General features: G+C 68.9%; 11 protein-coding genes. 6 read left to right on the top strand and 5 right to left on the bottom strand.

Translation table 11 applies throughout. The features are described 5' to 3' along the window. Positions 1–134: 134 nt before the first annotated feature. From EXE59_RS15330 to EXE59_RS15310, 5 genes are all read right to left on the bottom strand, one after another. The gene (locus EXE59_RS15330) at positions 135–1151 is read right to left on the bottom strand and encodes a zinc-dependent alcohol dehydrogenase family protein (RefSeq protein WP_135839681.1); all 1017 of its coding nucleotides are present in this window, start codon (positions 1149–1151) and stop codon (positions 135–137) included. A gap of 3 nt (positions 1152–1154) precedes the next feature. Beyond that, a complete protein-coding gene (locus EXE59_RS15325; protein ID WP_135839680.1) occupies positions 1155–2639 on the bottom strand; it encodes an NAD-dependent succinate-semialdehyde dehydrogenase in 1485 nt (494 codons plus the stop codon). 96 nt (positions 2640–2735) lie between these two features. Then, a complete protein-coding gene (locus tag EXE59_RS15320) occupies positions 2736–3470 on the bottom strand; it encodes an SDR family NAD(P)-dependent oxidoreductase (RefSeq protein ID WP_135839679.1) in 735 nt (244 codons plus the stop codon). Between the two features lie 59 nt (positions 3471–3529). Further along, complete coding sequence (locus EXE59_RS15315; protein ID WP_210429020.1) at positions 3530–4573, bottom strand: alanine racemase; 1044 nt, start codon at positions 4571–4573, stop codon at positions 3530–3532. A 137-nt stretch (positions 4574–4710) separates the two neighbouring features. Next, positions 4711–5187 carry a RidA family protein gene (locus EXE59_RS15310; RefSeq protein WP_135839677.1) on the bottom strand — a complete coding sequence of 159 codons (477 nt, stop codon included), beginning with the start codon at positions 5185–5187 and terminating at the stop codon, positions 4711–4713. A gap of 567 nt (positions 5188–5754) precedes the next feature. Here EXE59_RS15310 and EXE59_RS15305 point away from each other — a divergent pair. The 6 genes from EXE59_RS15305 (at position 5755) to EXE59_RS15280 (ending at position 12967) form a co-directional block, all read left to right on the top strand. Continuing rightward, complete coding sequence (locus EXE59_RS15305; RefSeq protein ID WP_135839676.1) at positions 5755–7287, top strand: ABC transporter substrate-binding protein; 1533 nt, start codon at positions 5755–5757, stop codon at positions 7285–7287. 99 nt (positions 7288–7386) lie between these two features. After that, entirely contained in the window at positions 7387–8328 is a 942-nt protein-coding gene (locus EXE59_RS15300; protein ID WP_135839675.1) for an ABC transporter permease, read from the top strand. 85 nt (positions 8329–8413) lie between these two features. Then, on the top strand, positions 8414–9304 hold the full coding sequence (locus EXE59_RS15295; protein ID WP_246056820.1) for an ABC transporter permease: 891 nt from the start codon (positions 8414–8416) through the stop codon (positions 9302–9304). A gap of 55 nt (positions 9305–9359) precedes the next feature. Continuing rightward, positions 9360–10400 (top strand): ABC transporter ATP-binding protein, encoded by a 1041-nt coding sequence (locus EXE59_RS15290; RefSeq protein WP_168218542.1) that lies wholly within the window; start codon positions 9360–9362, stop codon positions 10398–10400. After that, positions 10397–11413 carry an ABC transporter ATP-binding protein gene (locus EXE59_RS15285; RefSeq protein ID WP_135839673.1) on the top strand — a complete coding sequence of 339 codons (1017 nt, stop codon included), beginning with the start codon at positions 10397–10399 and terminating at the stop codon, positions 11411–11413. The genes EXE59_RS15290 and EXE59_RS15285 overlap by 4 nt, the downstream gene beginning before the upstream one ends. A 15-nt stretch (positions 11414–11428) precedes the next feature. Further along, positions 11429–12967, top strand: coding sequence for an NAD(P)/FAD-dependent oxidoreductase (locus tag EXE59_RS15280; protein WP_135839672.1), 1539 nt, complete (start codon positions 11429–11431; stop codon positions 12965–12967). Positions 12968–13036: the final 69 nt, after the last annotated feature.

Here is a 13036-nt window from a genome sequence, read left to right as displayed (position 1 = left end):
GCCGACCGACCGGAGAACTAGCTCCGAATGCCCTTGCGGTAGGCGATCTTGGCGGCCATCTAGTCATCCGGCACCGGTAGAAGTGCGCACCGTGCATGTTGACCAGCGGTCCGTCTGGAAGCCCCGCGTTCGGCTCAGGGTTGCAGCAGCACCTTGATCGCGCGACGTTCGTGCATCGCGCGGTATCCCTCCGCCACCTTGTCGAGCGGGAGGGTCAGGTCGAACACCCGCCCCGGGTCGATGGCCCCCTCGAGCACCAGGTCGAGGAGGTCCGGAAGGTACCGGCGCACCGGCGCCATCCCGCCGACGAGCCCCACGTTCTTCTCGAACATGGGACGCACCGGCATCTCGACCCCGTGGCCAGCACCGACGTACCCGACGATGGCCCCCGGACGTGCTGCACGGCGGGCCGTGGTCAACGCTTCGGCGGTGCCGACGCATTCCAGCACCGCGTCTGCCCCGATCCCGTCGGTGATCTCCTCGACAGCGGAGATCGCGGCGTCGCCGCGGTCGGCGACCACATGGGTGGCGCCGAACGCGCGGGCCAGCTGCTGGCGTGGCTCGTGGCGTGACAGCACCACGACCTTCTCCGCGCCCATGCGTGCCGCGGCGATCACCGCGCAGAGCCCCACTGCGCCGTCGCCTACGACGACGGCAGTGCTGCCCGGACGCACGCCCGCGGACACAGCGGCATGCCAGCCCGTGGCCATCACGTCCGTGAGCGTCAGGAGCGACGGCACCAGGTCGGCGTGCGGCACGCCGCGGGTCTTCACCAGGCTGCCGTCTGCCTGCGTGACGACGGCGTACTCCCCCTGACCGCTCCGCGTGTGTCCGGCGTTGACGCAGGCGGACTGGACACCGGCACGGCAGTGGGCGCAGGTGTTGTCGCAGTGGACGAACGGCACGATGACGAAGTCGCCCGGGCGGAAGTCCCGCACCTCTCCCCCGATCTCCTCGACCACGCCGACGCACTCGTGGCCGACGGTCGCTCCGGAGGTGATTGCCTTCGCACCGCGGTACGGCCAGAGGTCCGAGCCACAGATCGCGCCTGCGACCACTTTCACGATGGCGTCCGTGGGGGCCGACAACGCCGGGTCGGGTACGTCGCTGAGGCGGATGTCGCCCGGGGCGTGGATCGTGGTCGCGCGCACGTCTCAGTGTGTCTCGCGGCGGGCGATGTTGTAGAAGCGAACCGACTGGTACTCCTCCATCCCTTCGCTGCTGCCCTCGCGCCCCAGGCCCGACTGCTTGACGCCGCCGAAGGGAGCGGCCGCGTTGGAGGGCACTCCCTGGTTGATGCCGACCAGGCCCGTCTCGAGGCGGTCGGCGACGTTGAGTGCCCGGTCGATGTTCTCGCTGAACACGTATCCGGCGAGGCCGAACTCGGTCGCGTTCGCGCGTGCGACCACCTCGGCCTCGGAGTCGAAGCGCTGGATGGCCGCGATCGGTCCGAAGATCTCGGTGCACGCGACCTCGGCGTCCGGTGGCACCCGGTCGAGCACCGTCGGAGCGAAGAAGTGACCCACGGGCCCCAGCTCGGTGCCACCCGTGAGCAGCTCGGCGCCCCGCGCGACGGCATCGTTGGTGAAGGCGCGCATCTGCCGAACGGCGCGGTCGTCGATGAGCGGACCCAGCTCCGTGCCCGATCCGAGACCCGCCCCCACCGCGACAGCACCGATGCGTTCGGCCAGACCCTCAGCGAACGCGGCGGCGATGCCGTTCTGGACGTAGATCCGGTTGGCCCCGATGCAGGACTGGCCGCCGTTGCGTAGCTTCGCCGCCATCGTCCCCTCGATCGCCCGGTCGAGGTCCGCGTCGTCGAAGACGATCAGCGGGGCGTTGCCGCCGAGCTCCATCGAGGAGCGCAGCACCGTGTCAGAAGCAAGCCGCAGCAGCGTGCGCCCGACCTCGGTGGAGCCGGTGAACGACACCTTCCGCACGCGCTCGTCGCGCAGCACGGCCTCGCTGAACTGCGAGGCGTTCGAGGTGGTCACGACCTGAACGAGGTCGGCAGGCACGCCCGCGCGGCGCGCGAGCTCCACTGCGAAGATCGTGGTGAGAGGGGTCAGGTTGGCGGGCTTGATGACCGACGGACAGCCGGCGGCGAGCGCGGGCGCGATCTTGCGAGTGGCCATCGCGAGCGGGAAGTTCCACGGCGTGATGAGCACCGCGAGTCCGACTGGGGCGCGGCGGGTGACGATGCTCGCGCCGCCGTCGGGTGCCTCGCGGAAGTTGCCGGCGGGACGCACTGCCTCCTCGGCGTACCAGCGCACGAAGTCGCTTCCGTACTTGACCTCACCTCGCGCCTCCGCCAGGGGCTTGCCCATCTCGCGGCTGATGAGGTGGGCCAGGTCCTCGGTGTGCTCGACGAGCAGCGCGTGCCATGCGTGCAGCACGTCAGCACGCTGGCGTGGGGTCGTGCGAGCCCAGGAACGACCTGCCTCATGGGCGGTCGCGACCGCCTGCAGGGCTCCGTCGACGTGGATGTCTTCGATGAAGGCGATGCGCTCGCTCGTGGCGGGGTCCTCGACCTCGATGCCGTCGCCCGGCAGGCCAAGGCCCGCAATGACGCGGTCCGCGAGTGCGACGGCGGCCGCATCCGCGGCAATGAGGGTGTGGTTGTTGGTCAAGGTGCTCATTGGTGCGCCTCCTCGGCGACTGCCTGCTCGATTGCGGCGATGTGGTCGCCGAGTTCTTGGTTGCTGACTTCGCATGGCACGTGCTGCTACCGGGTTCTAGAAGGCGGTGTATCCGCCGTCGATGGGGAGGACGGCTCCGGTGATGTAGGAGGACTCCGAGGAGGCGAGGAAGAGGACGGCGTCGGCGATCTCTTCGGGGGTGGCGAGGCGCTGTAGCGGGATCTGGGACTCGCGCTGTCGGCGGTAGGCCTCCGGGTCGGGCCGGCGCTGGATGTTCGACTCGACGACCGGGGTCATGGTCAGGCCGGGTGCGGCCACGTTGACCCGGATGTTGCGCGGGGCCCACTCGATCGCGGCGCCCTTGGCGAGCATGATCAGGCCGCCCTTGGCCGCGGAGTACAGCACCTCCTCCGGCTTGCCGACGATGCCGAGCCGGGACCCGACGAGCACGAAGGAGCCTCCCGACTCCGGCATCAGCGGGGCGAAGTGCTTCATCACCAGGAACGAGCTGAGCAGGTTGCTGTGCAGCACGTCCCGCGCGTCCTCGTAGGACATCTCGGTCAGCGGGCCGCCGGCCTGCAGTCCGTGGTTGAGCACGACCACGTCGACGGTGCCGAAGGACTCCTTGGCCTGCTTGGCCAAGGAGGCGACGAACGCCTCGTCGTTGAGGTCTCCGGGGACGTACACGTCCTCGGGCTGGACGGTGTCGAGCTGCTCGCGGCGACCGGTCAGCAGCAGCCGCGCGCCCTCGCGGCGGAAGTGCGAGCTCACCGCCTCGCCGATCCCGCTGCTGGCGCCGGTGATCAGCGCGGTGAGGTTCTCGAGTCTCATTCAGTCTTCTCCTGGGGTTGGTGGTTCAAGGGGAATGGATGCAGGCAGTCGTCGCAGGGTCAGCTGAGGCGTCCCCGGGCGGCGACCTCCCACCGCTCCAGCGTCGTGCCCTTGGAGTCGGTGACCAGCAGCTCCTCGAAGCTGGCCACCACCGGGCACACGTGGTTGGGCACCACCGGGACCACGGTGCCCACGCTCGGCCGCTCCTCGCCGCCGGGCACCGCGAGGAACCCGTGGTACTCGTTGAGCTTCGCCAGCACCGCCTTCCTCCCCGCGACGCCGCCGTAGCCCTTCTCCGGGGTGCCCTCGCGGCCCATCGCCTTGGTCCCGACGTCGAGGATGACCTGGTCCGGCACCCAGTCGCTGACCACCGTCGCGGCCACGAACAGGGCGATCTGGTCCTCCTCGCACGCACCGAGACGGGTGTTGTTCAGGTCGCAGAACACGTACTCGCCGGGCCGGATCTCGGTGATCACGCTGCTCGTCGCGTACGCCACCGTCGGGGTCGACCCGGCAGAGACCACCTCCGGGGTGATCCCCACGCTCTTCAGGCTGCGTACGGCGGTGGTGAGCGCGGCCTCCTGGTCCTGCGCGGCCGGCTCCCGCGAACCAGGACCGGAACTGCCGTGCCCGGGATAGGTGAAGACCCCGGCCGGCACCAGTCCACGCTTGCGGGCGGCCTGGGCGAGATCGCCGGCGGCCTCCGGCGGGGCTCCGGAGCGGCGGGCACCGCAGTCGACCTCGATGACGACCTGGAGCCGCTCCGGCTCGTCGCCCATCGCGTCGGCCAGCGCCTCGATCGCCGCGGCGTTGTCCACGCCGACCCGCAGGCTCGTGGTCCGGGCCAGCTCGCGGATCCGCTCCCCCTTGGTGCCCGAGGGCCACACCGGGTAGGCCAGGAAGATGTCGTCGAAGCCCGCGCCGGCGAACACCTCGGCCTCACCCACGTTGCCGGCGGTGATCCCCACCGCCCCCGCCTCGAGCTGGCGCCGGCCGATCTCGATGCACTTGTGGGTCTTGACGTGCGGACGCACGTCCAGACCCCGCTCGGCCGCGAAGGCCTGCATCCGGTCGATGTTGCGCTGGATGACGTCCGCCAGCACGATCGGAAAGGGTGTGTCCACCCGGTCGACCAGGCGGTCCAGTACTCGTTGAAGCCGGTGCACAGTGCACTCCTCAGAAGAGTTGGAAGGGTTTCCCTCGCGACTAGCGAGTCGGGACGAGCGCTGGTGGGCCGGTCCTAGGCCGCGCTGCAGACCATCTGGATCTCGACCGGGCTGGTGCGCGGCAGGCTCGCGACACCGATGGCCGTGCGGGCGTGCCGCCCGTTCTCCCCGAGCACGTCGATGAGCAGGTCGCTGGCCGCGTCTGCCACCGTCGACTGCTGACCGAACTCCGGTGTGCTGGCTACGAAGACCAGCATCTGCACGATCCGCACCTTGTCCAGGCCGCCGACCGCGTCCGCGGCGACGGCGAGGCAGTTGACGACGGCGTGGCGGGCCAGCTCACGAGCGGTCTCGATGTCGACGTCGTGACCCAGCGTCCCTTGGGCCAGGAGCTCGCCGTCCTTGTCGGGCAGCTGACCCGCGACGTGGATGCTCGAGTCGACACGTCGATGGTTCACGTACTTCGTGTTCTCACCCACGGCGGGGAGCTCCATACCGAGCGCCTGAAGCCGCTCCGTCGCCGAGCTGCTGCGGGTGTGAATCTCAGCCATTTGGTGAGGTCTCCTCGAAGGGGTTTGGACATGGTGAGGCGGGCACGACCCCCGAACAGCGGCCGGCGTCTCGGACACGGAGAGGCTAGGAGAACTTTTCGGGGTGCGTCCATGATCAATGCCAGGATTGCGACGATCTGATGACGAAGGTGATGAACGCCAGCGTTTTGCTCAATCAGACGACCAGTACCTCGGTATCTGTCTGACACGGCGCCGTAGTCCCACAGTGGCTGCGCCACACCGGGCAGCTCCGGCCCTCTCGGAGCCGATCAGGCACCAGGCTTGTGGGCTCGGCCTTCCTAGCCAAGTCTGACGCAGTCAGACGATTGGCCGTTTGGGCCCGGACATTCCTGTGCTATCGGGTCGTGATCTGCTTCACTGAAACCAGATCGTCTGGAGATGCCACGGGAGGTCTGGACGCCCTTGAAGACCCGTCCCTAGCGTGACGCAAACGCGGAAGGCCGGTCGATCGGCAAGGCCTGGTGGCCGTAGTCCGGCCCCGACCACCGCGTGACAACCCCCCGCCTCGTCGCCGGAAATCCGGCTTGGTGCAAAGGAATCCAGGAAATGACTCGAACCTTGTGGGCGACCGGCGTCGCCCTCCTCGCAACGTCGCTGAGCGCGTGCGGCATGAACACCGGCACCGGCAGTGGCGCCGCCGCGGGAGGCGGAGGCCACCTCGTCTACGCGGAGCAGCTCCCGCCCGCCGCAGCGTGGGCGCCGGAGACCGATGACGCGCACCGGCTGCGCCGGGCGGGCTGCTTGGAGACGCTCGTGAACATCGGGTACGACGGCGAGCCCGAGCCGATGCTGGCGACCGAGTGGAACCAGGTCGAGCCCACGACGTGGGAGTTCGCCCTCCGCGAGGGTGTCACGTTCCAGGACGGCACGCCGATGGACGCCGAAGCCGTCGCCGGCTCGCTGAACCACCTGCTCGAGGTGAAGACGCCCGCGCGTTCGTTCAACCCCGACGTCATCGCGAAGGTGTCGGCGACCGATGAGTCGACCGTGCAGATCACCACACCCAACCCCGACGCTCTGGTCCCGCTCCGCGTCGCCAGTGTGAACACCGGGATCCTGGCTCCGAAGGCCTTCGAGGGCGCCCAGATCGACATCCAAGGCACGTGCACCGGCCCCTTCACGGTGACCGAGGAGGTGCCGCAGCAGTCGCTGGCACTCAAGGCCAACGAGAACTACTGGGGCGGCGACGTCGCCCTCGACACCGCCGAGGTGCGTTTCGTGGTCGACGGTGGCGCCCGGGCCACCCAGCTCCAGTCCGGCGAGGTCCAGATCGTCAAGAGCCTCCCCGTGGCCAACCTCGGCTCGCTGGACGGTGACTCCAACCTCGAGGTTCACCAGATCGGGCTCCCGCGCACGACCGTGATGCTGCTCAACAACTCACGCCCGCCGTTCGACGACCCGCTGGTGCGGCAGGCGATCCAGAAGGCGGTGGACACACAGCCGATCGTCGAGGGTGTCTACGAGGGCGCCGGCACGCCTGCCGTCGGCCCCTTCGGCCCGGACACCGACTGGGCACCTGACGGTGCCGAGGCGACGTCAGCCAACCTGGACGAGGCGCGCGCACTGCTCGACCAGGCGGGCGTCGACCCCGAGTCTCTGACGTTCGAGCTCCAGGCGTACGTCGACCGGCCCGAGCTCCCCGACGCCGCCACCGTCATCCAGGCCCAGCTTGCCGAGCTCGGGATCAAGGTCGAGATCAAGTCAGGCGAGGCCTCCTCTCTGGAGCCGGGCTGGCTCGAGGGTGACTACGACGCCACGCTGCTGTCCCGCGGCTTCCTGACCGACTTGGCCGACCCCGGTGGCTACCTGCTCTCCGACTGGACCTGCAAGGGGAGCTACAACATGACTCAGTACTGCGACCCGGAGACCGACCGGATGATCAAGGACGCTGTCGCCCTCGAGGACGAGGCCGCCCGCGCCGAGGCCTACCGGGAAGTCGCGGCCAAGCTGAACGACGAGGCGGCCAGCGTCTGGCTCCAGCACGAGAAGGCTGTCTGGGGCACCCAGGCCGGGCTCAAGGGCTTCCAGCCGCACCCGCTCGACGCGTACGTGCTCACTGCAGGGCTCTCGCTCGGCTGACTCGAGCTCACAGGGGGCCGGCTCGACTGGTCACGCCGAGCCGGCCCTCGTTCTCAATGGCTCATGCAGCCGACCACGGCGACTCCGGAGGTGTCCTCGATGTTGATGTTCTTGCTGCGCAGGTTGCTGGTCCTGACGATCACCTTGCTGGTGATCTCGGTGCTGGCGTTCCTGATCCCCTATGCCGGGGATGGCGACCCCGCCCGAAAGATCCTGCAGGCCAGGGTGAACGACCCCGGTCTGGACCCGACACAGGTGAAGGCACTGACTCTGGAGCTCGGCCTGGATCGGCCCATCTTCGTGCAGTACCTCGACTGGTTGAAGCAGGCAGTGACCGGCGACTTCGGGTTCTCCTACACGAGCCGGACCCCGGTAGGTGAGCTGGTCGCGCCGGCCCTGTCGGTCTCCATCACCCTGGCCCTGGCGGCGTTGCTGCTGGCGCTCGTGTTCGCGCTGCCATTGGGCATCGCCGCAGCCACGAAGCGGGGTGGGCGGCTCGACAACGTCATCACCTTCATCTCCCAGAGCGCGGTCTCAGCACCGGAGTACTGGGTAGGTCCGGTGCTCGTCCTGGTCTTCGCCCGACACCTGGGCTGGCTGCCCTCGGGCGGATGGACCGGTCCGGCGTTCATCGTGATGCCGGCGATCGCGCTGTCGTTGCGGCCGTTGGGCTACTTCACCCAGGTGACCCGGGCAGCGATGAGCGAGGTGCTGGCCGCGCCCTACATCACGGCAGCTCGCAGCCGCGGGCTGTCCTTCCCCGCGACCCTCCTGCGGCACGGGATGCGCAACAGCATGCTGCCCGTGATGACGCTGTTCTCGTTCTGGTTCGCCGGGCTGCTGGGCGGAGCCGTCGTGATCGAGGTGATCTTCAACATCCCCGGCATGGGCCGGCTGCTCTACACCGCGGTGGTCAACAACGACGTGCCGGTCATCCAGGGCGGGCTGATGCTGATCCTCACCCTTGCGGTGCTGATCAACACGGTGACCGACCTGCTCTACAGCGTCCTCAACCCAGCGATCAAGGTGACCAATGCCTAGTCTCACAGCACCCCCGCCCACCACCCGCGAGCCATGGCGGCGGGTCGGCCCACCCTCCCCCCGGCCGAACATCTTCGGGTCCCTCGTGCGCGGCCTCGGCGGCAGGCACTGGACCTTCACCTTCGGCGTCTCACTGCTCTCACTGGTCCTCCTGGTCCTGGTGCTCACGCCCTGGATCGCTCCGCACGACCCAGCCATCCAGGACATCAGCAACCGGCTGGCCGGCCCCTCAGCCGAGCACTGGCTGGGAACCGACCACCTCGGCCGCGACGTGCTGTCGCGGTTGATGTGGGGCGGCCGGTTCTCGGTCACCATCGCCGCGATCACGCTCGTCATCTGCGCGGTCTCCGGCGTGATCCTCGGCGCCCTCGCTGCGCGCCGCGGTGGCTGGCTGGACGAGCTGGTGATGCGCGCTGTCGACGTGCTGGTCTGTTTCCCCGACGTCGTGGTCGCGCTGTTCCTGATCGCCCTGTTCGGGACCGGCTACGGCACCCTGATCGCCGCACTCACCATCGCCGGGTGGACCCCCTTCGCCAGACTGATGCGCGGCCTGGCACTGGAGATCAACGCCAAGGACTACGTCGAGGCCGCAGAGATCCTCGGATCCCCCAAGTGGTTCATCCTGTTCCGCCACGTGATCCTCAACGCCTTGCCTCCGGTCGCAGCGATGAGCTTCCTGCGGTTCGGGCACAAGCTGATCACCGTCGGCGCCCTGTCCTACCTCGGCCTCGGCGTGCAGCCACCCGACTCCGACTGGGGCGCCATGCTCCTGGACGCCCAGCCCTACATGGAACGCGCCCCCTGGGTCGGGATCCTCCCCGGCCTCGCGATCTTCATCTCGGCCCTGAGCGTCACCCTGATCGGACAGGGCCTGGACAAGAGGAAGACGCGGCGCGCCCGCTCCACTGCCACCGGCACGTCCGCCGCGGCCACGCCCGCCCCCGGGTCGGCCCTCGACGAGGGAGAAGCCCTGTGACCACCCAGCTCCACGTGACCAGCCCGATCGAGCGAACCATTGAAGGGAAGACTTCATGAGTGAGATGGTGCAGACGGTCGACATCGGGATGCCGACCCGCGCCGCTGAACCCCTGTTGGAGATCCGTGATCTCCGCGTCGACTTCCCCGAGGTCGGCGGGGGTCCTGCCATCGACGGCATGGACCTGACCGTCGGGCGCGGGGAGATCGTGGCACTCGTCGGTGAGTCGGGATCGGGCAAGAGCCTGACCGCATTGACGATGATGGGCCTGCTGCCACCGGGGGCAGAGGTGAGCGGCGGGACCGCCCTGCTGGACGGCGAGGACGTGCTGGCGATGGCGCCGAAGCGACGCAACGAGGTCCGAGGCAACAAGGTCGCGATGCTGTTTCAGCAGCCGAAGGTCATGCTGGACCCCACCGCACGCGTGGGTGGGCAGGTCTCCGAGGCACTGCGCCGACACCGCAAGGTGAGCCGCCGCGAGGCCAAGACGCGGGTGGTCGAGATGCTGCGGGACGTCGGGATCCCCGAGCCGGCCCGGCGGGCCAAGTCGTTCGCCTACCAGCTCTCCGGGGGGATGGCGCAGCGGGTGATGATCGCGGCCGCGTTGTCCGCGGACCCGGAGCTGTTGATCGCCGACGAGCCGACCACCGCCCTGGACGTGACGGTGCAGGCCCAGATCCTGGACCTGTTGAAGCACAAGCGCGACGAGCTGGGCCTGTCGATCCTGCTGATCACCCACGACCTGGGCATCGTGTCCACGATGGCGGACCGCGTCGCCGTGATGTACGCCGGCCGGATCGTGGAGAACGGGACGACCAAGGACATCTTCACCAACCCGCAGCACCCCTACACCGAGGCTCTCCTCAAGGCCTCGCTGCTGCAGGCCGAGCGCGGCCAGCTGTTCTCGATCCCGGGCAGCGTCGCCCAGGCGCGGGCGATGGGGCACGGCTGCCGGTTCCTGCCCCGCTGTTCGAAGGCAGTCGAGCTGGGCATCTCCGAGCAGTGCAGTGGCGCGGAGCCGACGCTGCACAGCTGCGGCGACCACGACCACCACAGCCGCTGCCACGCGGCACCCGAGACCGTGGAGGCATCATGATCACCCCAGCGTCGATCCAGGCCGTCGAGGTCTCGCAGCCGAGACAGCGGCCCCGACCCTACGAGCCGCTGTTGACCCTGGACGGGGTGGTCAAGCACTTCCCCGCCGGCCGGGGCAAGACGGTGCACTCCGTGGACGGGGTGTCCCTGGAGGTCGGCAAGGGCGAGGTCCTCGGACTCGTCGGGGAGTCCGGCTGCGGCAAGTCCACCCTGGCCCGCACCATCCTGCAAGCCGTCACCGCGGACTCGGGACACATCACCTTCGACGGCCAGAAGATCTCCGGCATCAAGGGCCGGGAGCTCAAGGCACTGCGACGTTCGATGCAGTTCGTGTTCCAGGACCCCTACGGGGCGTTCGACCCGAAGATGCGCCTGGGCGCCAGCCTGCACTCTCCGCTGCGGCACCACGGGATGAAGGACCAGGCGGAACGGACCGCGCGGATCGCGGAGATGCTGGCGAGGGTCGGCCTGGAAGACGACATCCTGGACCGGTACGCCCGGGAGTGCTCCGGTGGCCAGCTGCAGCGTCTCGTCATCGCCCGGGCGCTGCTGCTGAAGCCCAAGTTCCTCATCTGTGACGAGCCCACCTCCGCGCTCGACGCCTCGATCCGGGCCCAGATCCTCAACCTGCTGGTCGAGCTGAAGGACCAGCTCGACCTGACCCTGGTGCTGATCTCGCACGACCTCCGGGTGGTGCGCTACCTGTGCGACCGGGTCGCGGTCATGTACCTGGGCCAGATCGTCGAGGAAGCACCCCGCGAGGAGCTGTTCACCAACCCCCGCCACCCCTACACGCGCGTCTTGCTGGCCGCGTCCCTGGCCGAGGAACAGCAAGGCACCGACACGATCATCACCCGCCTCAAGGGCGAACCACCCAGCCCGATCGACCCACCATCCGGCTGCCGGTTCCACCCCCGCTGCCCACTGGCCCAGGACATCTGCCGCACCACCGTGCCCCCGGTCGCCTGGCCCGGCGACGACCACTACGCCACCTGCCATTTCTCGGACCAATGACCTCCGGCTGTCCCAATGCCTCCGCACTGGCTGCTTAGCCGCCGCACACTACGCAAATTTGAGGAGTACGAAATGAAGTTCCAGTCCCAATGGCTCGGCACCCTGCCACAGGGGCGCGTCGAGCCCTCCAAGACCAGCGCGGTAGGACTCGCCGACGCGCTTCCACCAGCAGCCGAAACCCCGTGGTCGCGGAGTCTGTGGCTCGAGGGGGTCGTCCCGAACCTCACGCCGAGAGAGCAGTTGTCGGGCGACCACACCTGTGATGTCGCTATCGTCGGTGCTGGCTTCGCCGGACTTTGGACGGCCTACTACCTCAAGGCCGCCGACCCCTCCCTGCGGGTCACCGTGATCGAGGCCGAAATCGCGGGATTCGGCGCGGCCGGTCGCAACGGCGGCTTCGTCTCAGCGGGCATTGCGGGCAGCGGGGCGCGCTACGCACGACGTAGCGGGTGGGACGCCGTCCTGCGAGCCGAGCGCGAGACCCACCACGGGGTCGACGAGATCGGCCGGGTGATCTCTGAGGAGCGGATCGACTGCGGCTACAAGAAGGGGGGTGCGCTGACCTTGGCGACCACCGATCCACAGGCGCAGCGCGTCCGTGCCAGGGTCGAGGCGAAGCACGGTTTCGGACTCGGTCCCGAGGACATCAGGCTGCTGACCGCCGAGGAGTGTGCCGAGCTCGTCCCCGGGGCAGCCGGTGTTGTCGCCGGATGCTTCACCCCGCATGTCGCTCGCGTCGACCCCGCGCGGCTTGCTCGCGGGCTCGCCGACGCCTGCGAGCGGCTCGGTGTCACGATCTTTGAGCAGACCCGGGCAGAACGCGTGAGCCCGAAGGTGGTGCAGTGCGGCAACGGACGGGTCACGGCCGATGTCGTGGTGCGAGCCACGGAGTCCTACACGATCCGGGAGCGGGGTCACCGACGCAGCTTCCTGCCCCTCTACTCCCTGATGGTCGCCACCGAGCCCCTCTCACAGGAGACCTGGGATGAGCTCGGGTGGCGAGACGGTCTCGGGGTCGCGGACATGAGGCATCTCTACTACTACTCCCAGCGCACGATCGACGGCCGGATCGCCCTGGGCGGCCGCGGAGCGCCGTACCGACTGACCGACCCCCTGTCACCCCAAAACGAGCAGGACGCCGGAGTCTTCCAGCGTCTGTGCGAGACCCTGCGCGAAGCGTTTCCTGCCGCGTCGCAGGCTCGCATCACCCATCACTGGGGTGGGTCCCTGGCCGTGCCACGCGACTGGTGCATGAGGACGACGTTCGACGGCAAGACAGGGCTGGGATTCGTGGGTGCGTTCGGCGGTCACGGTGTCGTCGCCGCCAACATCTCCGGCCGCACGATGCGCGACCTGATCCTGGGCCAGAGCACGGACCTGACGTCGCTTCCCTGGGTTGGCTACCGCAGCCGGAGCTGGGAGCCCGAGCCCCTTCGGTTCGTCGCCGCCAGGCTCATCACCAAGACTCTCGAGGCCTCCGATGCCTACGAGGAGCGCACCGGCAAGCCGGCCAAGCGGGCACGGCTGGTGAAGCCGTTCCTGCCACCGGGCTAGCAGTCCCACAAGCCGAGAGGGGCCCCGCGGCTCTCCGCGGGGCCCCTCTGCGTGTCCTGTGGTTGACCG

Origin of the sequence: Nocardioides eburneiflavus (assembly GCF_004785795.1) — a bacterium.
GTDB classification, from domain to species: Bacteria; Actinomycetota; Actinomycetes; order Propionibacteriales; family Nocardioidaceae; genus Nocardioides; species Nocardioides eburneiflavus.
The sequence above is the reverse complement of the archived record's forward strand: the minus strand, read 5'-3'. Positions and strand labels throughout refer to the sequence as shown.

Coding starts and splice junctions, on each gene's coding strand:
- EXE59_RS15280 (WP_135839672.1), top strand. CDS start 11,429: ATGCCTCCGCACTGGCTGCTTAGCCGCCGCACACTACGCAAATTTGAG.
- EXE59_RS15325 (WP_135839680.1), bottom strand. CDS start 2,639: ATGAGCACCTTGACCAACAACCACACCCTCATTGCCGCGGATGCGGCC.
- EXE59_RS15320 (WP_135839679.1), bottom strand. CDS start 3,470: ATGAGACTCGAGAACCTCACCGCGCTGATCACCGGCGCCAGCAGCGGG.
- EXE59_RS15285 (WP_135839673.1), top strand. CDS start 10,397: ATGATCACCCCAGCGTCGATCCAGGCCGTCGAGGTCTCGCAGCCGAGA.
- EXE59_RS15300 (WP_135839675.1), top strand. CDS start 7,387: ATGTTGATGTTCTTGCTGCGCAGGTTGCTGGTCCTGACGATCACCTTG.
- EXE59_RS15310 (WP_135839677.1), bottom strand. CDS start 5,187: ATGGCTGAGATTCACACCCGCAGCAGCTCGGCGACGGAGCGGCTTCAG.
- EXE59_RS15290 (WP_168218542.1), top strand. CDS start 9,360: ATGAGTGAGATGGTGCAGACGGTCGACATCGGGATGCCGACCCGCGCC.
- EXE59_RS15305 (WP_135839676.1), top strand. CDS start 5,755: ATGACTCGAACCTTGTGGGCGACCGGCGTCGCCCTCCTCGCAACGTCG.